Annotated in this window: 20 protein-coding genes; 14 read left to right on the plus strand and 6 right to left on the minus strand. The window is 60.1% G+C overall.

Annotation, left to right across the window (positions count from 1 at the left end):
- The 5 genes from VSR68_RS24465 (at window position 1) to VSR68_RS24485 (ending at window position 4,789) form a co-directional block, all read left to right on the plus strand.
- Window positions 1–927, plus strand: coding sequence for an ABC transporter permease (locus VSR68_RS24465; protein ID WP_342942305.1), 927 nt, complete (start codon window positions 1–3; stop codon window positions 925–927).
- Window positions 924–1,766 carry an ABC transporter permease gene (locus VSR68_RS24470; protein WP_342942306.1) on the plus strand — a complete coding sequence of 281 codons (843 nt, stop codon included), beginning with the start codon at window positions 924–926 and terminating at the stop codon, window positions 1,764–1,766. Before VSR68_RS24465 ends, VSR68_RS24470 begins: the two co-directional genes overlap by 4 nt.
- 38 nt (window positions 1,767–1,804) lie before the next feature.
- Entirely contained in the window at window positions 1,805–2,878 is a 1,074-nt protein-coding gene (locus tag VSR68_RS24475) for an ABC transporter ATP-binding protein (RefSeq protein ID WP_342942307.1), read from the plus strand.
- A 99-nt stretch (window positions 2,879–2,977) separates the two neighbouring features.
- Window positions 2,978–3,703: an amino acid ABC transporter ATP-binding protein gene (locus VSR68_RS24480; protein ID WP_342942308.1), complete on the plus strand. Its 726-nt coding sequence runs from the start codon at window positions 2,978–2,980 to the stop codon at window positions 3,701–3,703.
- 162 nt (window positions 3,704–3,865) lie between these two features.
- The gene (locus VSR68_RS24485; RefSeq protein WP_342942309.1) at window positions 3,866–4,789 is read left to right on the plus strand and encodes a LysR substrate-binding domain-containing protein; all 924 of its coding nucleotides are present in this window, start codon (window positions 3,866–3,868) and stop codon (window positions 4,787–4,789) included.
- Between the two features lie 204 nt (window positions 4,790–4,993).
- Here the strand turns inward: VSR68_RS24485 and VSR68_RS24490 are convergent, their stop codons facing one another.
- A complete protein-coding gene (locus tag VSR68_RS24490) occupies window positions 4,994–5,683 on the minus strand; it encodes an oxidoreductase (protein WP_342942310.1) in 690 nt (229 codons plus the stop codon).
- Between the two features lie 542 nt (window positions 5,684–6,225).
- On the opposite strand from VSR68_RS24490, the gene VSR68_RS24495 reads away from it, so the two are divergent.
- The 3 genes from VSR68_RS24495 to VSR68_RS24505 all read left to right on the plus strand — a co-directional run bounded on the left by VSR68_RS24495 (window position 6,226) and on the right by VSR68_RS24505 (window position 9,781).
- Complete coding sequence (locus tag VSR68_RS24495) at window positions 6,226–8,142, plus strand: DUF4153 domain-containing protein (RefSeq protein WP_342942311.1); 1,917 nt, start codon at window positions 6,226–6,228, stop codon at window positions 8,140–8,142.
- A gap of 85 nt (window positions 8,143–8,227) precedes the next feature.
- On the plus strand, window positions 8,228–8,518 hold the full coding sequence (locus tag VSR68_RS24500; protein ID WP_342942312.1) for a tyrosine-type recombinase/integrase: 291 nt from the start codon (window positions 8,228–8,230) through the stop codon (window positions 8,516–8,518).
- Window positions 8,519–8,938: 420 nt separating this feature from the next.
- A complete protein-coding gene (locus VSR68_RS24505; protein ID WP_342942313.1) occupies window positions 8,939–9,781 on the plus strand; it encodes an N-formylglutamate amidohydrolase in 843 nt (280 codons plus the stop codon).
- A 730-nt stretch (window positions 9,782–10,511) separates the two neighbouring features.
- Here VSR68_RS24505 and VSR68_RS24510 read toward each other — a convergent pair.
- From VSR68_RS24510 to VSR68_RS24520, 3 genes are all read right to left on the minus strand, one after another.
- On the minus strand, window positions 10,512–11,165 hold the full coding sequence (locus VSR68_RS24510; protein WP_342942314.1) for a hypothetical protein: 654 nt from the start codon (window positions 11,163–11,165) through the stop codon (window positions 10,512–10,514).
- A gap of 41 nt (window positions 11,166–11,206) precedes the next feature.
- Window positions 11,207–11,803, minus strand: a complete 597-nt coding sequence (locus tag VSR68_RS24515) for a malonic semialdehyde reductase (RefSeq protein WP_342942315.1) — start codon at window positions 11,801–11,803, stop codon at window positions 11,207–11,209.
- A gap of 94 nt (window positions 11,804–11,897) precedes the next feature.
- On the minus strand, window positions 11,898–12,728 hold the full coding sequence (locus VSR68_RS24520; RefSeq protein ID WP_342942316.1) for an oxidoreductase: 831 nt from the start codon (window positions 12,726–12,728) through the stop codon (window positions 11,898–11,900).
- Between the two features lie 149 nt (window positions 12,729–12,877).
- On the opposite strand from VSR68_RS24520, the gene VSR68_RS24525 reads away from it, so the two are divergent.
- Window positions 12,878–13,786, plus strand: a complete 909-nt coding sequence (locus VSR68_RS24525; protein WP_342942317.1) for an AraC family transcriptional regulator — start codon at window positions 12,878–12,880, stop codon at window positions 13,784–13,786.
- Window positions 13,787–14,045: 259 nt separating this feature from the next.
- On the opposite strand, the gene VSR68_RS24530 is transcribed toward VSR68_RS24525, so the two are convergent.
- Window positions 14,046–14,999 (minus strand): amidohydrolase family protein, encoded by a 954-nt coding sequence (locus VSR68_RS24530; protein WP_342942318.1) that lies wholly within the window; start codon window positions 14,997–14,999, stop codon window positions 14,046–14,048.
- A 122-nt stretch (window positions 15,000–15,121) separates the two neighbouring features.
- Between VSR68_RS24530 and VSR68_RS24535 the strand changes: the two genes are divergently transcribed.
- Window positions 15,122–16,006 carry a LysR substrate-binding domain-containing protein gene (locus VSR68_RS24535; protein ID WP_342942319.1) on the plus strand — a complete coding sequence of 295 codons (885 nt, stop codon included), beginning with the start codon at window positions 15,122–15,124 and terminating at the stop codon, window positions 16,004–16,006.
- Window positions 16,007–16,468: 462 nt separating this feature from the next.
- On the opposite strand, the gene VSR68_RS24540 is transcribed toward VSR68_RS24535, so the two are convergent.
- Window positions 16,469–16,948: a lecithin retinol acyltransferase family protein gene (locus tag VSR68_RS24540; protein ID WP_342942320.1), complete on the minus strand. Its 480-nt coding sequence runs from the start codon at window positions 16,946–16,948 to the stop codon at window positions 16,469–16,471.
- A 364-nt stretch (window positions 16,949–17,312) separates the two neighbouring features.
- Between VSR68_RS24540 and VSR68_RS24545 the strand changes: the two genes are divergently transcribed.
- The 4 genes from VSR68_RS24545 to VSR68_RS24560 all read left to right on the plus strand — a co-directional run bounded on the left by VSR68_RS24545 (window position 17,313) and on the right by VSR68_RS24560 (window position 21,027).
- The gene (locus VSR68_RS24545) at window positions 17,313–19,028 is read left to right on the plus strand and encodes a sigma 54-interacting transcriptional regulator (protein ID WP_342942321.1); all 1,716 of its coding nucleotides are present in this window, start codon (window positions 17,313–17,315) and stop codon (window positions 19,026–19,028) included.
- Window positions 19,029–19,430: 402 nt separating this feature from the next.
- On the plus strand, window positions 19,431–19,667 hold the full coding sequence (locus VSR68_RS24550; RefSeq protein WP_342942322.1) for a phenol hydroxylase subunit: 237 nt from the start codon (window positions 19,431–19,433) through the stop codon (window positions 19,665–19,667).
- Window positions 19,668–19,736: 69 nt separating this feature from the next.
- On the plus strand, window positions 19,737–20,741 hold the full coding sequence (locus VSR68_RS24555) for an aromatic/alkene monooxygenase hydroxylase subunit beta (protein WP_342942323.1): 1,005 nt from the start codon (window positions 19,737–19,739) through the stop codon (window positions 20,739–20,741).
- Window positions 20,742–20,757: 16 nt separating this feature from the next.
- Window positions 20,758–21,027 (plus strand): MmoB/DmpM family protein, encoded by a 270-nt coding sequence (locus VSR68_RS24560; protein ID WP_342942324.1) that lies wholly within the window; start codon window positions 20,758–20,760, stop codon window positions 21,025–21,027.
- The last annotated feature ends 8 nt before the right edge of the window (window positions 21,028–21,035 follow it).

Below are 21,035 nucleotides of genomic sequence, written 5' to 3' on the forward strand. Positions count from 1 at the left end.
ATGCCTGCGCTCTCATCACGCCGCGCCGGGCAGGCGGCATCCGCGGACGAGGCCGCGGGGCAGCGCCGCGTTCCTCCGGCGCTGCCCCGCGTGTCGCCGTGGTTGCTGCTCGCGCCGATCTTCACGTTTCTCGCGGTGCTGGTCGCGGCCGCCATCGCGGTGCTGCGCATGAGTTTCGGCGTGCCTGGCAACGAGTGGCATGCGTTCACGCTGCAAAACTATGTGGACCTGGGGGATGAGTACTTCCTGCATTCCCTGTGGCTGACGCTGCGGCTCGCATTGCAGAGCATGGTCTGTGCGGTCGTGCTCGCGATTCCCGTGGCGCTCGCGCTGGCGCGCACGCAATCGCGCCTCGCGCGGCGGCTTCTGCTTGCTGGCGTGCTGTTGCCGCTGCTGGTCAACCTGCTGCTGCAAGGCTATGGATGGCTCGTGATGCTCGGACCCGCGGGGCTCGTCAATCACGCGCTACTCGCGGCAGGCGTCATCCGGCGGCCGCTGCAGTGGCTGTATCGTGAGAACGGCGTGCTGCTCGGCCTGATCCAGACGGCGTTTCCGCTCGCCGTGCTGCCGATATCGAGCGCGATGCGTGCGATATCGCACTCGTACGAAGAGGCGGCCGCCACACTTGGCGCGACCCGCTGGCAGACGATGCGTCATGTGGTGCTGCCGCTGGCCATGCCGGGGCTCGTGTCCGGGGCGCTGCTCGTGTTCGCCTACAACGCGAGCGCATTTGCGGTGCCGCTGCTGCTCGGCGGACGCCGCGTGCCGATGCTCGCCGTACTGGTGCATGACCAGGTGGCGCCGTTGCTGAACTGGCCCGCTGCATCCGCATCGGGTGTCGTGCTGATGGTGGCGACACTCGCCGTGATGGCCATCTCGCAACGGCTCGTGCGCACGCTGCAACGTCACGGGGAGTCCCGCTCATGAGCGCCTTGCGTATTCCCGCAGCCATGCCCGGCCGGCTCGGCCGGCTAACAGGGCTGCTCGCGACAGTCGTGCTCTTTCTCGCCGCGCTGCCGATCCTGACGATGATCACGATGTCATTCGGCAATTCGGACACGCTCGAATTTCCACCCCAGAGCTTCGGTCTGCACTGGTATCGCGCGGCATGGCATGCGTTCGTGTCGCCCGATGCGGGCGACGTACTGTCGATGGGCGCCGCGCTGACGACGAGCCTTGTAGTTGCCATCTCGACGATGCTGATCGCCACCGCGATATCCGTGCCGGCCGCGTACGCCCTCTCGCGTTACCGCTTCCGGGGCAAGGCGATCATCGAGCAACTGGTTGCGCTGCCGCTCGTCTATCCGCTTGTCATGCTGGGGCTTTCGCTGCTGCTCGTCTTCAACGCATTGCCGGTGGAACTCGGCGTGTTGCGGCTCATCATCGCGCACGTGATTCTCGCGCTGCCGTTCACGGTGAAGAACTGCGCGGCGTCCGTCGCGTCTGTCGGCCCGGAGTTCGAAGAAGCCGCCTGCGTGATGGGGGCAAGCCCGCATCGCGCTCTCTTCGATGTCGTGCTGCCCCTCATGCGCCCGGGCATCCTCGCCGGGATGCTGTTCGCGTTCATCATCTCGTTCAACGAGTTCACGGTGACGTTTTTTCTCTACAGCATCAACACGATGACGCTGCCCGTCTGGCTCTACAGCCGCACGGTCTCGTCGCTGGACCCGACCGTGTTTTCGTTCGCGGTGGTCGTCGTGATGATCGACTTTGCCCTGATCTGGCTGCTCGAAAAGCTCGTCGGCGACGAAGGCGTGGCGCTCTGATCTTCGCCACTACAAGATCACAGGGATAAGGAATGCTCATGACTCATCTGACACTTCAGGCCGTCACCAAGTGCTTTCACAATACGTTCGCCGTCGATCATGTCGATCTGAGCGTGCCTGACGGCAAGCTTGTCTGCTTTCTCGGGCCATCCGGTTGCGGCAAGACGACGTTGCTGAGGATGATTGCCGGGCTCGAAACGCCGACTTCCGGCTCGGTGATGTTTGCGGGCCGCGACCTCACCCATGTGCCGGCGAACCGGCGCGATTTTGGCATGGTGTTCCAGTCGCTCGCGTTGTTTCCTCACATGAGCGTCGCGGAAAACGTCGCGTATCCGTTGCGCTTGCGCCGTGTCGAGCGTGGCGCTCAGGCAAGACGCGTTGCCGAACTGCTCGAACTGATCCAGTTGCCGCATATGGCCAACCGGCCCGTTACCCAGCTCTCAGGTGGACAGCGTCAGCGCGTCGCGATTGCGCGCGCCATTGCATCATCGCCGAAATTGCTGCTGCTCGACGAGCCGCTCTCGGCGCTCGACGCGAAGCTGCGCGAAGCCATGCAGGTGGAGATCCGGATGCTCCAGCAGCGCCTGGGCATTACGACGATCATGGTCACGCATGATCAGCGCGAAGCCATGACGATGGCAGACGAGATTGTCGTGATGGAAAAAGGGCGCATCGCCCAGGTCGGCCGGCCGCTCGATATCTACCGAGATCCCGTGAGCGAGTTCGTGGCGGACTTCATCGGGCTCGGCAACATCCTGCCCGTGACCTTCGATGGTGAGGACAGAATCGGGCTGCCGGGCGGCCGGACGATCGCCGTGCATGCCGCTTCCCGCGTAGCGCGCACAGCGGGCGATATCCGTCTGCTGATCCGGCCGGAGGACGTGTGCGTGCGGCCCATCGACGCAACGCCGGGACCGAACGTTCTTGCCGGCAAGGTCACGTTCGTGCGCGACGTCGGGGCTTCGATCGAGGCCACCATCGACTGCGACGGCTTCACGCTGACAGCGGCTACGACGCCGCGCGAGACGCCATCCCTTGCGGTCGGCGTACGGGTGCTGGCGGAGATGCCGGCCCATGCGTGCCGGCTGATCGCGGCACGCACCACGCACTGAATCGTTTTTCACTTCCTGGGCGCCGCGGCGATGCAAGCCGGGATCGCCCGAGGGAATGGATACGGCGGCAGCACGACATCACGGAAGACAGGTTTCGACATGATTTCCATCAGCAATGTATCGAAGTGGTACGGTCAGTTCCAGGTGCTTGCCGATTGCAGCACCGAAGTGAAGAAAGGCGAAGTGGTGGTGGTATGCGGTCCGTCGGGCTCGGGCAAGTCGACGCTGATCAAGACCGTCAATGGACTCGAGCCGTTCCAGGGCGGCCAGATCACGATCAACGGTGAGTCGGTCGGTGACGCAAAAACGAACCTGTCGAAACTGCGCTCGAAGGTCGGCATGGTCTTTCAGCATTTCGAGCTTTTCCCGCATATGTCGATCACAGACAATCTGACGCTCGCGCAGGTGAAGGTGCTCGGGCGCCGGAGGGACGAGGCGGCCGACAAGGCGCTGCGATTGCTTCACCGGGTCGGCCTGCGTGCCCATGCCGACAAATATCCCGGCCAGCTTTCCGGCGGCCAGCAGCAGCGCGTCGCGATCGCCCGCGCGCTGTCGATGGACCCGGTCGCGATGCTGTTCGACGAGCCGACCTCGGCGCTCGATCCGGAGATGATCAACGAGGTGCTCGACGTGATGGTCGAACTCGCACAGGAAGGCATGACGATGATGTGTGTGACGCACGAAATGGGCTTTGCCCGCAAGGTCGCGCACCGTGTGATATTCATGGATCACGGCCGCATTGTCGAGGATGACCTGAAGGAAGCGTTTTTCGCGAACCCCAGGTCCGAGCGGGCGAGAGATTTTCTGGGCAAGATCCTGCATTAGACGCTTATGGATGGGCGCATGCAGAGTGCTGACGACCCTTCCGGTTTGCTCGCGGGAACTCCGCATCGCGAAACTCCCGTGTTGTGCTTTTGTGCAGAATTGCAATGACGTGACGCCGCCGGACGCGTGAGCACACCCGGTTCGTACGGAATGGCTGCATCCATGAGACGACTTCCTCCATTACACGCACTCCAGGTTTTCGAAATGGTGGCTCGACACCGCAGTTTCACCCGTGCGGCCGAGTATCTATACCTGACGCAAGGGGCCGTCAGCCGCCAGATTCTCGCGCTGGAGGACTATTACCAGTTTCCGCTGTTCATCCGGGGCCCGAAAGGACTCACGCTGACGGCTGAAGGCGAGATGCTGTTGCCGACGGTCAGGGAGAGCTTGGGGCGCATCGAGGAAGTCTCGCTGCGACTCACACGCCAGCGCACGGATGTCGCGTTAAAGGTGCCGACGTGTGTCATGCGATGGATGCTGCCCAGGATCATGCGTTTTCAGCTCGAACATCCCGACCTGCAGCTACAGATCACGACGACCTGGCAACATGACGTCGACTTCCAGGCCGAGCCGTTCGATGCCGCCATCATCTATGGTTCGTCCCCCGGAGTCGATGTTCACGCCGTGCCGCTCTTCGAGGAGCAGATCACACCCGTCTGTGCTCCCGAATTGCTGGGCAAAACGCCACTCAAATGCGTTGACGATCTTGGGCAATTCACTCTGCTGCATCCGACGCGCGACCATCGGGACTGGAAGTTGTGGCTCGGTCATGAGGGCGCATCCGGGGTCGATGCGAACCTCGGGCCGAGTTTCGACACACTCGATCTGGCGACAAACGCGGCCATGCAGGGCTTTGGAGTGGCCATCAGCGACCGGACGCTGGTGAGTGAAGACGTGGCGGCCAGGCGCCTCGTCATGCCGTTCGATATCTTTGTCGAGACGGGGTCGCGCTACTATTTTGCGTATCCTGACTGTGTTGCATGTCAGCCAAAGATGAAGATCCTGAGCGAGTGGATCGCCCTGAACCGGGCGCAACCGGCCCATCCCGTTGACGTAACTGCTTCTCGCAGGAACGCTCACGCCTGAGGTGACGGCAAGGAGAGACGGCGGAGAGACGGCGGGCAAGTCGCGTTGTGCCACGGCTGTGCGACGCGTTTCGATGCCGCTCACCTCCGCACGATGAGATGCGGTCGCCGTTCCTTCTGTTTGAGCGCCTCCTGCGCGCCTTTTCTGGTGTTGTCTCACGCGATCCGTTCATATTGCCAACGCGTGCCATCGCTCCGCAGCAGGCTATGCGGTATGCTCACCGAGCACGATTTTATGAATGTTCGCGGCGTATACCCATTCGCTGGCCTGGCGCTCAATGCAATCCATGAAAGCCGGGGGGCCACTGCAGTAAATCTGCGTGTTGGCATGAGTTGGACCCATTGCGTGAGAACTCTTCTGCGCGAATAGATCGTCGGACAGACCGAAATAATGATAGACCTCACCATGACTTCGCAGCGCGTGAAGCTCTTCCCGTAGAACTGCGCGGTCGGCCGATTGCGCGAAGTTGTGCAGTTCGAACCTTTGCCCCGCCGATGCAAGCCGCTTTGCGATTCCCGCGATCGGTGCTGCGCCTAGCCCACCAGAAAAAAGGATAGATCGCACACGTTCGTCCACAATCGTTGGTGGGCTTTTGGGGATGCCGGCAAATACTTCGTCTCGTTCATTCAACGGGAAATCGGACAGCAAACCATTCGTTCTGCCGTCGCCTCCTTGCCTCGTGCCTACCACGTAACCGCCGGACAGGGACGGAAACGGAAGCAGAGGATAAATCCTTTCCTTGCCGCCAGCGCTATTCAGACGGAGGGTGACGCGCGACCCATCGTCAAATGGCGGAAGCGCCGATTTATGCGTAGGTTGAAGTTCAACGGCATGGTAGCTCTCAGCAATCTGCCATTTCCGGCTTACGATGACGGGAATCAGGTTGTCGTGCATGTCTTCTCCGATAGGGCTGGCATCTTCCGAAACCGGAAGGCATGTCAGTGTATGGATCGCAGAAAATGGCCGACCCGACGACTATTGGAAGGGTGGCTGTTGTCGAGAGTAGGGCGGACGGGAGTCGCGAGCAAGCCGCTGTAGTGGAATATCACTCATACGGTTAGGCTAATAGTTGTTCAATGCTGCTGCGCGCCGTTTTCCACGAACCCGATGCCAGGTCCTTCCATCGAGGAGTCCCTCATGTCAAACGATGAGCGCCCGTCTTGAAGGTGGGCAGCGGCAGTTCCTGGCCGGTCGTACGTGTTCATACAAGCTGCGGGGAAAACCGCCGTTGATTAAATCAACGGCTGCTTTGTAGAATGTTCAGCGGAGCGGTGCAATCGGTCAAAACCGGTCAGTAGATCGCAACATCCGGATCACCGACAATTGACGCATGTGTGCGTCGACTCTCGGACACTGTGACCTGAATCGGTTGCATATAATGGCTTTGAACTCGAACACAACGTTTGCGCGCGACGCAGCGGAAGGCGCCGCATGACATGCCGGGCGTCGGTCGGCACTACAACAGAATTGGTTGCGGCGGTCAGGCAGGCGCGAACGTAAAAAGAAAACATATTCGGGAAAGCGGGGTGGAGATGCAAAATAATCAGCAGGGGACACCGCAGGCTGCTCCAGGTCGAGATCTCTTCGCACCGCGGCTCCTTACGGGCATTTTCCAGGGATTAGTACTGTATCTGCTCATGAGCGCTGCGCATAATCGCAGCGGCATCGCAACTATCCCGCTTCTATTCTTTCCGCTGGTTCTTGTTACCCTATTCATCCCGCCGGCGTTCATCGTGGGGCTGCAACGAATGAGGGGAGTTCGACTCGCGATGTGGGCCGTCGTGCTCGCCGCGGTCGTGGCAATGCTCGGGTGTCACGACGCGTGGCGATCCGCAGGCGCTGAAATTGTCGAAATGCAGCCGTTCGGTCGCGCCGGAGTCCCGCTGCCGTCAATGGCCGTGACCTTCTACAGCGGCGTGATCGTATTCATCGCTTATTGCCTCGTTCTCGCCGGCGAAGCGGCAAGGTCGTGGTTCGCCCCTTACGAGTCGTACTTCGAATTCAGCTGGAAACTCGGGCTCCAGGTCTGGTTGTCCGGGTTGTTCGTATGTGCGCTCTTTCTTGTGCTCTGGCTGGGGGCAGCGCTCTTCCTGTTGCTGAAGCTGAATTTCCTTCAGCAACTCCTGCGCGAATCGTGGTTCAACATTCCTGTGAGCGCGATGGCCTTTGCGTCGGCCCTGCACATCACCGATGTGAGGCCAGACATCATCCGGGGCTCGCGTACGCTTGTGTTGTCGCTACTCTCGTGGCTGCTCCTGGTCCTGGTTGTCATTGTTGGTGGATTCCTCGTATCCCTGCCGCTTACCGGACTCGGAATGTTATGGGCCACGCGGTCTGCTACGTGGATCCTGCTCGGTGTCGCGGCGCTGAAAATAGTCTTCGTGAACGCCGTCTTCAAGGGTGGGCCAGGGTCCGATCCGGCACCGCGAGTGCTGCGTGTCTGTATGAGGATTTCATGCCTGATGCTTCCCGTGCTGGTGATACTTGCGACTTACGCGCTCTCCCTGCGCATTAGGCAGTATGGGTTCACGCCGCACCGCATTTTGGCCTGTGCAGCAACGTTCGTGGCTTACTTCTATGCGATCGGTTATGCGTGGGCGGCGCACGCGCGCACTGACACCCTCGCCAAGATCGCGCCTGTCAACGTGGTCGCGGCGTGGGTATCAGTCGCTGTCCTCGTCGCTGTATTCACGCCGCTGGCTGACCCGGCACGTCTGTCGGTGGACGACCAGGTAGAGCGTCTCCTCGCGGGTAGGGTTGAGCCCGAGAAATTCGATTACAACTTCTTGCGGTACAGATCCGCGAGATACGGTCTGCAGGCGCTCGCGCGCCTGCAGGGAGAGACCAAGGCACCCAATGCCGCGACCGTTCGCGAACTGAGCGCACAGGCTGCACGTCAGCCTGGTGGTCGAGGCCTGTTGGGCGCAGCCCGACCGAATGCCGCGACGCTCGCGCTCAACATCGTGTCGCGCACTCCCGGTCAGCCGGTTCCTGCGTCATTTCTCTCGACGGACTGGAAGCGGGTCACGCAAAACTGGATGCTTCCCGGTTGCCTGAACGTTGCGTCGGTGAGGTGTGACGCTTACCTCGTCGACCTGACCGGCGATCACAAGTCAAACGTTGTGCTCTTCCCGAACAGCGGAAGTATTGGATTTGTGTTTGACCAGGCCAGCGATGGCGAGTGGCAACTGGTGGGCAAGTTTTCGATCGCACCGGATTGCGCTGCGCTTCGTGATGCCTTGGCGAAGGGGGCGTTTCAGCTCGTTGAGCCGCGATTGCGAGACATTCAGGTCAATGGTCAACGCGTCGAAGTGGAGACGATGCCGGCGCGCGGCGCGGTGTGCTCCAGATAGCACGTACTTGCGTACGAGCGGTCAAGGTTAAAGAATGGCTTGCAGCCAAAGACGACGATGACACACTCATCGCGTTTCGGCAGGGATGGATCTTGCCGTAAGCCGCGCGAGCGTTGAGCAACCCAGCCTCCTCAAGAAGCACGTCTCACCACACATCTTGAGACATACAACTGCGATGCACTTGTTGCAGGCGGGCGTTGCGTTCAACGTGATCGCCTTGTGGCTCGGTCACGAGAGCCCGATGACAACCCATCGCTACGTCGAAGCAGATCTCGCGATGAAGGAGAAAGCGCTCGGTCGACTGGAAGCGCCCGACGCCAGGATTCGCCGGTATCAGGCATCGGACTCGCTGATTCGGTTCCTGCAGACGCTGTAACTATGCGTAGGCTTCCGCCAGCCGCGACCGCACCACGCAAGGGGCTGGCGGCACCCACGATGATCACCTGTGCATAGTTGCGACCTGAGCATAGGGGGCGAGAAGGATTCCACAAAGTGGTCCAACGTGGGTGCGGCGGGTCACGGACACTGCAAGAAAATCAGACGCCGATTGGTTGAGCGATTGAAGTGCGGGGCTTGTGAGAATAGCCGACGCGGACATCGACCGGAGTTCCCCGCATTGGGTATTTGGATTCGCTGCGGGGCATTGTATTTTTTCTCAATCCTCCGGCGATGCTTACGGATTGCAAATAAGCGACTTGCCAGACGGCACATAAAGTCCAGTCGCGAATATCGCATCAGGCGCGCGGATCCATGCCACCGTCCAGGGTTCCCCGACTTCACGCATGAGGGTAAGCAGATGTGCGACCTCGCTTACGAGCATCTATCGCGTACCGACTCGCCGGTACTGGTGGCCACCCCTCATACCGGTTCCATCGTACCGGCTGAACTGCTTGAATATCCCGCGTGGGTTCCCGTCAATGGGCGACTCGCCGATCCTGCCGGGGTGCAGCTTCAAAGGGCGGCTAAATCGAACTCTGTATCTTGCATTTCCGCCGTCTATCATCCATGCGCTATCGATCTCAACGTCGCAAGCGGCGTGGGTCTGCCGAAATCCCTTGTCTACGGGTCTCTGTGCCGGACGCAAACTTCGTGCGGCGAAGCGCTGTATCCGCCCGGTTCCGAGCCCACGGAAGCCGAAGTCGGCCGCCGTGTCTCCGCTTACTGGCGACCATTTCATTCCGCACTGGCTGCTGAACTTCTACGTTTGAGGCGCATGCACGACAACGTCCTGCTGCTCGTATCGCATGCGAGTGCATGGCTCTCTCCCTATCGTGCCTCGTCCGGTGTGTCTGACTGCAACGTCGGGACGAATGTCGGAGGCTCGTGTGACAGGCGACTCGTTTCTGCGTTGACTCGATCAGTCGAAGCTCATGCCCGTTCGTGGGTAGTGAACGGCAACATCGCGGATGCATTCGCTGCCCGGCGCTATGGCTTGCCAGCCAGCGGAATTCACGTGATAGAAGTCGAGATTGCCGCTCGATGGAGGGCTAAACTGAATTTGACGGATGGATCAGGTCCGGCACGCGAAGATCCGGCAATGGGCAGCCTCATCGCCAATCTACGGGATGCGATGTCATCGTTGTCTCGTGCAGATTGTCTTTCGGAGACGGCTTTCGCGTCGCCCGGAGAAGCAGACTAGCGACACCCGAAAACAGCGCACCAAAAAAATGACCTCGACTTTCTGAACAAGTCGAGGCCGCAAACATCGCCACCCTGACCCCCGTTGCGGAGACAGCCCATCTCCAACGGCGGATGACGTTGACCCGCGGATACCCATGAAGCCGCCGGCGTTCGGAGGTTCATCGGCTTGACGCGAACGTGACAGCCTGCGTGTCAATCCATGACGAGGACACTGGGCGTGATTTCAGATGCTGGTACGCTCTCTTCTAACGCATTCGGTTCGTCACTGCGTACCGCCGTTGCCGGCTCCGCTCGACAGCCTGCCTTGCAATGGATTTCATCGCGTCCATGCCTAGCGACTCAGCATAGTACAAAAAACAGGTACCTTAAGATAAGAAAAGTTTTTATCTTAGTGTGTCACGAACGCGGGCGAGAGCCTGCGGTGCTGTACTGGAGATGGGAGTCGGGCGGCCTTCCGAAATCGGCTTTCAGGAGCAGATATCAAACCGCCCAGTGCGGCTGCGGGCAAAAGACGTGGTCGTGAGTGACTGTGGAAAAGACATCATTTAGATGTCAAGTACGTGTTGAGAAGATGAGCGCAAGCAAACCGTCCGACGACGCATCGTTAGCTATACGGAACATCTCTTGTTTCCTTCCTTTGGGTCGAGTTCATGCACGACCTGCTGGAAGGCGAAATTTCAGGGGAAGCTCATTCTCGACCAAATGGTTTTTAACTCATTCCATGCCCCTCAGCTCTTGGCGTCAAGGGTAACCATTACCCACGGCAAGAACGTTTGCGTCAGCGGACCAATACATAGTGCAAACAACACCGTGCCGATATTGAAAAGCCCCATACCGGCCAGTAATAGACCCCCGATCAAGACCGTCACCTCAAGCACGGTACGCACGAGCCTCAACGACAATCCTGTTATGCGGTGAAAACCCGTCATGAGGCCATCACGGGGTCCCCGACCCAACTGTGCCCCGATGTATAGCGCCGAACCCAGCCCACATAAAAGAACTCCACCGATCGTGAACGCGAGGCGCAGACCAAAATGTTGAGGCGTTCCCAGCACCTGCATCGTGAAATCGGCTACAGCTCCAATAGTCACTGAATTGGCAATGGTGCCGAGGCCCGGCATCTCACGCAAAGGAATCCACAGCAACAGCACTGCAAGCGAAACACCGATGACGATCGAGCCGAAACTCAGATGGAGGTGTTTGGTCAAGCCGATGTGGAGTGCGTCCCAGGGTGCCAGCCCCAGGTTGCCACGAATCATCATCGCCATGGAGATGCCATAAAAGGACAATCCAACCATCAGTTGCACAAGCCGCCGCCCCAATTTCCCAGCGCGTAGCTGTTCAAGAGGTCCAAGTTTGGAAAGTTCAGTAAACCTATTCATATTCTTCCTCGTGGCAGCGCTATCCGCACTCACCCAGGTTTTTAAACCAATTTGTTTACCTCATCGAACTCGAACCGTGGGGCGCGCGGATACAGCGTTTGAGGATCACCGTAGCCCAGCGTCGTAATGAAGTTAACCTGTGTACGGCTCCCGGTGAAGAATTCCGCGTTCACACCTGCCTCATCAAATCCGGACATGGGATTTGTGTCTAGTCCAAGCAGTCGCGCAGCTATGATCAGATAAGCGGCTTGGAGCGTCGAATTGCGGAAAGCTGAATCCCGGATGAGCGCCTGATCGTTACCATACCAACTGCGAGCGTCGGCGTGCGGAAACAGCCGGGGCAGGTGTCGCACGAAGTCCTCATCCATACCGAAGATCGCAGCTGCAGGGGCGGCGCGTACCTTGGCTGCGTTGCCGGCATGGCATAGCGCGGCCAGTCGTTCTTTGGCGTCGCTCGTAACACACCACACGACGCGCAGAGGTTGCTGATTGGTCGATGTCGGTCCCCACTTATAAAGACTGTATAGCGCCTCAAGCGTCTCACGGGTGACAGGACGGTCAATGTAGCTGTTGTGCGTCCGCGCCTTGCGAAACACTCGATCCAGCATGTCATCGCTCACCAAGGAATTGAACGCCATATAGCAGTACCCTTTTTAACAATAATGCGAAGAGGTGCGGGCCACCTTGGCGGCAGCCCGCACGTTTTTGTCCTATTGCACCCGTGTGCGTTACTCAGCCATCCGTCGAACGCGTGACAGTCTCCCATTCACGGATCTCATCTTCGAGCGACGCCAACTTGCCTCGCACGAGACCCAGTGCATCGCTGCCGAGCAGGAGGTGCTTCGGTGGGGTGTCCGCCTCGATTGCTTCCAACATAGCCCTGGCTGCTTTCTGCGGGTCACCCAGCTGCTTGCCGCTTTTCTCCTCGCGGGCCTTGCGAATCGGGTCAAAGATCGCATCGTAGACCGGGATCGAACGGGGTGTCCGCACCATCGAGCGGCCGGCCCAATCGGTCCGGAAAGAGCCGGGTGCCACGGCGGTCACAGCGATGCCGAAAGATTCGACCTCTTTGCCAAGCGCTTCGGAAATGCCCTCCAGCGCGAACTTGCTGCCGCAGTAGTACGTAATACCTGGCATCGTGATATACCCGCCCATCGACGTAATGTTCACGATATGCCCACGACGGCGCCTGCGCATGAACGGCAGAACTGCCTTCATCATCGCGACCGCGCCGAACACGTTCACATCGAACTGCCGACGCAGATCCGACAATGGCGACTCTTCCATGACGCCCTCGTGCCCATAACCAGCGTTGTTGACCAACGCATCGATGGGTCCCACGTTGGCGTCGATTTCCGATACTACGCCGTCGATGGCGTCAAAATTCGTCACATCAAGAACCCGTGCAAACGCGCGTTCGGATAGCGATTCGAAATCGCTCTTCGCCTGCTCAGTCCGCACAGTCCCGACGACCTTGTAACCTGCGGCTAGCGCCTCTTGTGCCAGTGCACGGCCAAAACCGCTGCTGACGCCCGTAATGAGCAGAGTTTTACCGGATTCCATCGGAACATCCCTCCTCGTGATTGAAAAGTAGATGCTAATCTTGCAATCAAGGCTAGGAAATCCCGATTTCGCTAATTTTCTTGCACAAAACTATGAAGGCAAAATTCCATACTGCGCAGCCCGAACACTGCAATGGAAGCCAGAATCGCATGGCAGCACTGCTGCGCGCGTTGGCGCCCGACGAAGGCTATAACCTGACGGCACTGCCCAGCGTCCGTATCCTGCGTTCGGACCGGGCACTATCACGCACGCCGGTTTTGTATGATCCTGGTATCGTGATCGTGTGCCAGGGCCGCAAGCGAGGTTATTTCGGTGACCAGCTCTATCTCTATGACGAGCATCACTACCTCGCTGTGTCCGTGCCGGTGCCATTCACAATGGAAACCGACGCAACGGCAAAGCGCCCGCTACTTGCCCTGTACCTTCACCTCGACTTCAGCATGGCCGCCGAGCTCGCGGCGCAGATCGATCGCGAAGGCGAAAAGGAACACGTGCAAGCGCCGCAGAGCATGATGTCAACGCCGATGGACGAAGCAATGCAGTCGTCTGTGTTGCGCTTCCTCGAAGCACTGCACAAGCCGCTCGAAGCCGCCGTGTTGGGCCCAGGATTGCTGCGCGAACTGTACTTCCGTGTCTTGACGGGAGCACAGGGACGCTCGATGAGAGAGGCCTTGACGATGCGTGGGCAGTTCGGCCGAATCGCTCGATCCCTGCGCCTCATTCATACCCGCTATGCGCAGTCACTCGACGTGATGCTGCTCGCGGAGGAAGCAGGCATGAGCGTCCCGAGCTTCCATAGCCACTTCAAGGCTATTACACAGGTATCGCCCATGCAGTACGTGAAATCCACGCGCTTGCATCAAGCTCGCCTGTTGATGGTGCGCCAGGGTCTGAGCGCGGAGGCAGCGAGCATTGCCGTCGGTTATACGAGCCCTTCCCAGTTCAGCCGGGAGTTCAAGCGCCTCTTCGGTTCGACACCAGCTGCGGAGACAAGGCGTATGCGCGAAAACTTTGCCATTCCGGCATTTGTCGATGCGACGTATGTTTCGTCACACTGAATCTCACTTCCGGCGCTTGCCTTGAACCTTGGGCCATCCTGACAAGGCAATATCCGCTACCAACGCCCAAGGCTCACTACGCCGAACGCGGCTACGGCGGCACTGTGGACGCTACAACTATTTGAAGAAGATTTCGGCCGGAAAGCTCGACCGAGTCGAGGGTGGCACCGTCAATCTCAGGATACGTGCGCACAGTTGTGATTTGCAGAGGAGGTGGCAAAGCTTTACATAGCGACCCGCACCAGTCCTCGGGGACGTGTCACCGCGCCAGCTTCGCAAGGCGAGGGAACAGTTCGAGCGCACTGTCGCGGTTGATCGCCGCATGCTGTTCTGACGATAGCCCGTCGTAGGCATCAAACATCTCGGTGAACGACGCGCCCACCGACGCCGGCGCATATGGATAATCGCTGCCATACAGGATGTGTCCAGGTTTCGCGAACGCCGTGAGGCTCGGCAGCGCCACTGGACTCGAAGACAACGCCATGTCGAAATAGAAGCGCTGAAAGAGCACAAGGAGGTCATCCGTCAACGGCACGTCTGCACGCACGCTGGGCGCCAGTTCGGCGCAGCGGTATGCCACATACGGCAGAAACCCGCCCGCATGGGACAGGATCACGCGCACGTTCGGATAACGGCCAATCACGCCGTTGAGCACGAGCTGGACCGCGGCGCGCGTCGTGTCGAATGGATAGTCGAGCATCGGTCCGGGCATGCCCCTTAGCGTCTCGATGCCCGGCTTGGCCGGATGAACGAATACGACAGCACGGCGCCGGTCGAGCGCGGCCCACATGGGTTCGAATGCGGGATCGCCAGGATACTGGCCACCGTAGTTGCTGAGCAGGGCGACGCCGTCCGCGTTCAAAGCGTCGAACGCATGATCGATCTCGAGCAGCGCGCCGGTCATGTCCGGGAGCGGGATGGTGACGAAATGGCCGAAGCGCGCCGGATATCGGGCGACGATGTCGGCCGTGTATTCGTTCACTCGGCGCGCGATGTCACGCTTCTCATGGGCGGCCCATCCCTGCACGCCAGGTGCGGTCAGCGACAAGACGCCGGTGGCGATCTGCAGCTTGTCCATGAACGCGATAGCGCTCTCAGGACTCCAGGTAGGCATATGCCAGCCGGATGGATCGCCACCGTGCGACGGCAGCGCGTCGGCCCAGAACGGCGGGACGACATGTTGGTGGACATCAATACGGTTCTTCGCGGTCACGGTCGGCTCCTGTACGAATAACACTGGGGGTAGCGTCGTGACATCAGGATGCGCCGGCTTGCGTTTTCATTCCAATAGATTAAAGTTCGATATTAGTCACTTTAAGTAATCAATCGATTCACATGGACCTGCGTCATCTGCGCTACTTTCTCGCCGTCGCCGAAGCAGGGCATTTCGGGCGCGCGGCTGAGAGGCTGCACATCGTGCAGCCCGGGCTGAGCGTCCAGATCCGGGCGCTAGAGGAAGAACTGGGCGCCACGCTGTTCGTGCGAAGCACGCGCAAGGTGGCGTTGACAGACGCCGGCAAGCTGTTTCTGGTCGAGGCACGGCGGACGATTGAGCAAGCTGAGCGGGCCAAGCGCCTGGTCCAGCGCGCAGCGCGCGGGGAGACTGGTGTTGTACGGATCGGCTTCGTCGGCAATGCGGTCGCAGCAGGGACCTTGTCCGACGACTTGCTCGCGTTTCATCGCGCATGGCCGAACGTCGCGCTCGAACTGCACGAGATGGCACCCGCTGCCCAGCAGGAAGCGATCCTCGCGGATCGCCTCGACATCGGCTACTGCCCGGCGTTCGGCGTCGAATTCGATGCGAAGCTCGCGGTGCGCCTGGTCGGAAGTTGGACATGGGAGGTCGTGATGAACAGCAATCATCCGTTCGCGAACCGACGTTCCCTGTCCTCCGCCACGCTCGCTGACGAGCCGTTCATTCTCTATGCAGCCGACGAGGACGACGATGGTCAGCTCACGATCCTGCGTCAGGTGCTCGGAAAGGAACCTCGCATCGCACATAAGGTAAGCAGCACGCTGTCCGTCCTGGCACTGACGGGTGCAGGACTCGGCCTGGCACTCGCGCCCGCGCCGCTGAGCAAGATCGCAGCGCCGAATGTGGTCTACCGGAAACTTGCTGGGCGTGGCCCGAAGGCGGAACTGGTCGCGATCAGCCGGATCGGTGGAGAGTGGGGAGCCGTTCAGCGCTACCTTGAGATGCTGGGCAATCGTGCCGCGTGAACATCACCTCGCTGCGCTGATTGTCGTCACTAGCGAGCGATTGTCGTCGACGTGCAGATAAAGGCTGGTGATGCTGTGCGACGCATGCCCGAGGTTGGCGCGCACTTCTGCTGCGCCGGGTTCGCACAGTCGGGGCGGCCGCGCCGGCGAGACATCCTTGACGATCGTGTGCGGCGCGGCCCGCGTCAGCGGCCGATACGGAGCCTCCGGGTCTCTGCCGCTCCTCTCCTTTGCCCCGGGGCTGTGCTGCTGCCCGTCCTGCAGTCTGTCCCGCCGTAGTGCGCGCTGTCGGCGGGATATCCTGCGGCATTGGCGCGACGTAATCGTTGACCTGCTGCCAAAGGCCGGGCTCGAGATAGCGGGTGATTGCGGTATGGTCTTGCGGGGGCGCTGGGCACGCGTTCAATGCGGCACGGCGCGGTCATCCAGTGTGTAATGCATCGAAGCTGCGTGACGACTTCATCAAACTCGAACGGCCAAACGCGTCGTGCCCGCGAAGAGCGCTTTCGTTCCGGCATAGAGCAGGGCCTTTGCAACGAACTCGCGTCCGCGCTGCGCGAGGCTCGTCAATCGCTCGATCTGGCCGCTGCGGCTTTCGCCATACAGACACCATGCGCAAAAGTGCTCGCAGTTGTTGGTCATCAGCCGGTAGCGGTCTTCGCCGAGACGCTGATAGGCGCGGCGAACGGCATCCGCGCCGGCATAGCGCGCATCGGGCGCGCGCTCGACCCATATCGCGTGACCGCCAGCGAACTCGTCGCACGACACTTCTTCGACGGGCGCGCGTCGCAGCGAACGTGAAAGGCCCGCATAGTGAATCACCTTGCCATTGCCCGCATAGATGCCGTGATGCGTGTACCAGCGGCGTTGCGTGACGACATGAGCACCGACGACGAGGCCGGTATCGTCAGCCTGATCGAGTGTTTTCGTGGGGTCCGTCATCGCGTTCACCGCAGCCATAGCCAGTTTGCGCGATGCTCTGCATAGGCGGTGCCAATGGGCGTCCATCAAGCGCGAGCGCCCGATGCATGGCAGCCGGTTTGATCAATTGATCAAGCGGCGCGCGCGGTTCATGAGATCGTGAACGCGAGCCCGGCTTGTGAGCGGGAGGCGCGCCCGTTTTGACGAAATCGTTGAATCGGTTGGGACGCTTTGATCAAATGGTTAAACGCGTCTACGTGTAAACACTGGGCAGACCGTGCAGGGACGTTAAAGAACATCAGGCGTGCCCGCGCGAAAGCTGTTCGGCACAAACCTTGCCTACAATAGGCGTAAAAACGATTACTCGATCCAATAAGGAGACGTCGTGGGAGACAGCACCGCCCGATTTTCGGCGAGCATGCGCGAAGGTCTCGACAACCTGTCGCGTCGCCTGAAGTTCGTCATGCAGGAGGGGCATATCTGGCTCGACGAGAACCGTATGATCCTGCTTCATACGGCCGCGCTCGGCGCGTTGCGCAAGGAGCTCGTCGATACACTCGGACTCGAACGCACGCGCGGCCTGTTCACGCGAATGGGTTTTCAGTCCGGCGCGCGCGACGCCGAACTCGCGCGCAAGCTACGTCCGACGGCGAGCGACTTCGGCTTGCTCGAAATCGGTCCATGTCTTCACGTGCTCGAAGGCAATGTGCGCGTGACGCCAATAGATGTTCATATCGACATCGCGAAAGGCGAGTACTACGGCGACCATCTGTGGGAAGACTCGTTCGAAGCCGAAGTACACCGGCATCTGTTCGGTGTTGGCGACGAGCCCGTGTGCTGGATGCAAGTCGGCTACGCGAGCGGCTATACGTCGTCGCTGATGGGGCGCACGATTCTCTACAAGGAGACGGAGTGCGTCGGTTGCGGCGACCGCAATTGCCGTATCGTCGGCAAGCCGGTCGAGGACTGGCCCGACGGCGAACAGATGCTCAAGCTCTATCAACCCGACCCCTTGTTCGATACGCTGCTGCAGTTGCAAAGCGAAGTCGAGAGCCTGCGTTCGATGCAGGACGACACGGGTCAGCCCGAAGATCTCGTCGGCATCTCCGATGGTTTTATCGAAGCGTGGCGGCTCGCGCAGCGCGCCGCGCCGAGCGACGTGACGATGCTGCTGCTCGGCGAAACGGGCGTCGGCAAGGAACGCTTCGCGCGCGGTTTGCATCACGTGAGCCGCAGACGCGACAAACCATTCGTCGCGATCAATTGCGCGGCGATAGCAGAAGAACTGATCGAAGCAGAACTGTTCGGCGTGGAGCGCGGCGCGTTTACGGGTGCGCATCAGAGCCGCCCCGGACGCTTCGAGCGCGCCGACGGCGGCACGCTCTTTCTCGATGAAGTAGGCGAGCTTTCGGCGAATGCGCAGGCCAAGTTGCTGCGCGTATTGCAGGAAGGCGAGTTCGAACGCGTCGGTGATACGCATGTGCGGCGCGTCGATGTGCGCGTGGTGGCCGCGACCAATGTCGATTTGAACGATGCCGTGCGGCGCGGGACATTCCGCAAGGACCTGCTGTACCGGCTCAACGTGTATCCCGTCACGATTCCGCCGTTGCGCGAGCGGTGCGACGATATCCCGTTGCTCGTCGAGCGCTTTATCGCGAAGTACAGTGCGCGGCATGGCAAGCGCGTGCTCGGGCTGACCGATCGCGCGATAACGACATTGCGCGCTTATACGTGGCCCGGCAATGTGCGCGAACTGGAGAACGTAGTCGAGCGCGGTGTGATTCTCGCCGCGCCTGGCGCGCGCATTACCGAGTGCGATCTGTTCGCTTCGCCGCCTGCGGAAGTGGAGTGCGATACGGCTTCGCTCGATGCGAGCGGTCGTCCTTTGCGCCAGAACGCCAGTGCCGCCGACGCGCTCTTCGATCACATGGCGCGTGAGGGCATTCCGCTCGATCGCATTGAGAACATGCTGATCGAAACTGCCGTCGAGCGCGCCGCAGGGAATCTGAGCCAGGCGGCGCGGATGCTGGGGATCACGAGGCCGCAGTTGGCGTATCGGTGGCGCAATCGCGATAAGGCATCGGCTTCGGCCGACGAGTGACCCCTTATCTCGCTTGATCCCGTCATTCAGGCCGGTCCACGGGAGCCGGCCAATATTTCTTCAAGTGCTCGGGCACGCGTCTTTGCCACGCAGTGACAACCAGCACGTCACCACCCTCGCAGACATATAGCCCGAGCGGCGCGTTTGATCTTTTCATCAAGCGTATCTCTCCGCATCTTCATCTCACCACGCGCTAAACGGCCGTTGCGCCGCTCTGGCCGTGCGTCATTCGGATTCAATTGACCAAACGATGAAGCACGCGTCTCGTACTTGATGAATTGATCAATCGAAAAAGCAAAAAGCCTCGACGTACAACGCTATTCCAGATACCAACTCCTTGTCATGCCCGAAGAGACGTGCATGGCATACCTCCTGCATTAAAGGCTGCGACAGGAGGTCACGATGAATCATCCCCAACCGCTGTTCTCGAGTACTCGACGCTATGTGCGTATCACAAGCCGGCGCGACGACGGCTATGTCGAGTTCGACTTCTCTGTCGGCGATTCGGATCTCGCCGTCGAACTCATCATGAACGACACGATGTTCGAGCACTTCTGCCGCATCAACGAAGTACAGACGCTTGATGCCGAAGAAAGCGACTTCGAACGTTCGAGAGAACGCTGGCGCTTCGGAGGCTGAAGCCAAAAACAAACACCGCATATCAAGCGGATTCATTCGATATAGCACTGACAACACGGAGACAGTTTCATGCAGATCGAAATCAGGACGCTCAAGGTTCAGCCGTTGCGTCAAACCTATGGCCACGTCGCGCGCCGCTTCGGCGACAAGCCCGCGTCGCGCTATCAGGAAGCCACCTACGACATCCAGCCGACCGCGAACTTCCACTATCGCCCGACGTGGGCACCCGAGTTTCAGTTGTACGACACGGCCCGCACGCAGATCGTGATGAGCGACTGGTACGCGCTCAAGGACCCGCGCCAGTACTACTACGGCGCTTATGTCACGGCGCGCGCGCGTCAGCAGGAAGCGGCTGAGACAGCATTCGATCTGGCCGAGCGACGCGGCCTGCTGACTGGCCTCGCACTCGAATGGCAAGAGCGGCTGATTACGGGGTTGCTGCCGCTGCGTCATGTCGAGTGGGGCGCCAACATGAACAACATGCTGTGCGCGGATTACGGCTACGGCACCGCGATCACGCAAGCCTGCACGTATTGCGCGATGGACCGCCTGGGCATTGCGCAGTACATCTCGCGCATCGGCCTTGCGCTCGACGGCAACACGGGCTTAGCGCTAGAACGTGCGCGCGTCGCATGGCTCGAAAGCGAAACGTGGCAACCGATGCGCAAGCTGGTAGAAGACATCTTCGTCGTCGCGGACTGGTTCGAAACTTTCGTCGCGCAGAACCTCGTGATGGACGGCCTTGTTTATCCCCTCGTCTATCAGCACTTCGATGCGCGCGCGGCACGTGAAATCGGCGCGAATCTCGCGATGCTCACCGAGTTCGAGCAGCAATGGCAGAACGACCATGTGAAGTGGATCGATTCGGTGATCCGCACGGTGACAGCGGAATCGCCCGTCAATCAGCAACGTATTGCGGATTGGGCCACGCATTACCAGGCTCGCACGCTCGAAGCGCTGCGCCCGCTCACGGGCACGCTGCTCGGTGACGACGTCGGACGCGCGCTCGAAGAAGTCCGCACGCAATTCACCACCCGTCTCGCGAAACTCGGCGTCGTGCCGGTTAGCGCATAACCGATTCGAGTCCGTCATGCAGAACGTCTACATCGCATTGCAGAACACCGACGAAACGCGCGCCATCGTCGCTGCCATTACTTCGCAAAACCCTCAGGCCGCCGTCACCGAGTACCCTGCGATGGTGAAGATCGACGCGCCAGGCAAGCTCGTGATCTCGCGCGAACACGTGTCCGAAGAAATGGGCCGCGACTGGAACACCCAGGAACTGCAACTGAACCTCATCTCGCTGTCGGGAAACATCGACGAAACCGACGACGCCTTCACGCTGCACTGGCACGTCTGAGAACACCA

This window comes from Paraburkholderia phymatum, from assembly GCF_038900715.1.
Classification (GTDB): domain Bacteria; phylum Pseudomonadota; class Gammaproteobacteria; order Burkholderiales; family Burkholderiaceae; genus Paraburkholderia; species Paraburkholderia phymatum_A.

Excerpts from the sequence above, each read along its gene's own strand:
- VSR68_RS24465 (WP_342942305.1), top strand. The coding sequence starts at position 1 with ATGCCTGCGCTCTCATCACGCCGCGCCGGGCAGGCGGCATCCGCGGAC.
- VSR68_RS24470 (WP_342942306.1), top strand. The coding sequence starts at position 924 with ATGAGCGCCTTGCGTATTCCCGCAGCCATGCCCGGCCGGCTCGGCCGG.
- VSR68_RS24475 (WP_342942307.1), top strand. The coding sequence starts at position 1,805 with ATGACTCATCTGACACTTCAGGCCGTCACCAAGTGCTTTCACAATACG.
- VSR68_RS24480 (WP_342942308.1), top strand. The coding sequence starts at position 2,978 with ATGATTTCCATCAGCAATGTATCGAAGTGGTACGGTCAGTTCCAGGTG.
- VSR68_RS24485 (WP_342942309.1), top strand. The coding sequence starts at position 3,866 with ATGAGACGACTTCCTCCATTACACGCACTCCAGGTTTTCGAAATGGTG.
- VSR68_RS24490 (WP_342942310.1), bottom strand. The coding sequence starts at position 5,683 with ATGCACGACAACCTGATTCCCGTCATCGTAAGCCGGAAATGGCAGATT.
- VSR68_RS24495 (WP_342942311.1), top strand. The coding sequence starts at position 6,226 with ATGCCGGGCGTCGGTCGGCACTACAACAGAATTGGTTGCGGCGGTCAG.
- VSR68_RS24500 (WP_342942312.1), top strand. The coding sequence starts at position 8,228 with ATGGATCTTGCCGTAAGCCGCGCGAGCGTTGAGCAACCCAGCCTCCTC.
- VSR68_RS24505 (WP_342942313.1), top strand. The coding sequence starts at position 8,939 with ATGTGCGACCTCGCTTACGAGCATCTATCGCGTACCGACTCGCCGGTA.
- VSR68_RS24510 (WP_342942314.1), bottom strand. The coding sequence starts at position 11,165 with ATGAATAGGTTTACTGAACTTTCCAAACTTGGACCTCTTGAACAGCTA.
- VSR68_RS24515 (WP_342942315.1), bottom strand. The coding sequence starts at position 11,803 with ATGGCGTTCAATTCCTTGGTGAGCGATGACATGCTGGATCGAGTGTTT.
- VSR68_RS24520 (WP_342942316.1), bottom strand. The coding sequence starts at position 12,728 with ATGGAATCCGGTAAAACTCTGCTCATTACGGGCGTCAGCAGCGGTTTT.
- VSR68_RS24525 (WP_342942317.1), top strand. The coding sequence starts at position 12,878 with ATGGCAGCACTGCTGCGCGCGTTGGCGCCCGACGAAGGCTATAACCTG.
- VSR68_RS24535 (WP_342942319.1), top strand. The coding sequence starts at position 15,122 with ATGGACCTGCGTCATCTGCGCTACTTTCTCGCCGTCGCCGAAGCAGGG.
- VSR68_RS24540 (WP_342942320.1), bottom strand. The coding sequence starts at position 16,948 with ATGACGGACCCCACGAAAACACTCGATCAGGCTGACGATACCGGCCTC.
- VSR68_RS24550 (WP_342942322.1), top strand. The coding sequence starts at position 19,431 with ATGAATCATCCCCAACCGCTGTTCTCGAGTACTCGACGCTATGTGCGT.
- VSR68_RS24555 (WP_342942323.1), top strand. The coding sequence starts at position 19,737 with ATGCAGATCGAAATCAGGACGCTCAAGGTTCAGCCGTTGCGTCAAACC.
- VSR68_RS24560 (WP_342942324.1), top strand. The coding sequence starts at position 20,758 with ATGCAGAACGTCTACATCGCATTGCAGAACACCGACGAAACGCGCGCC.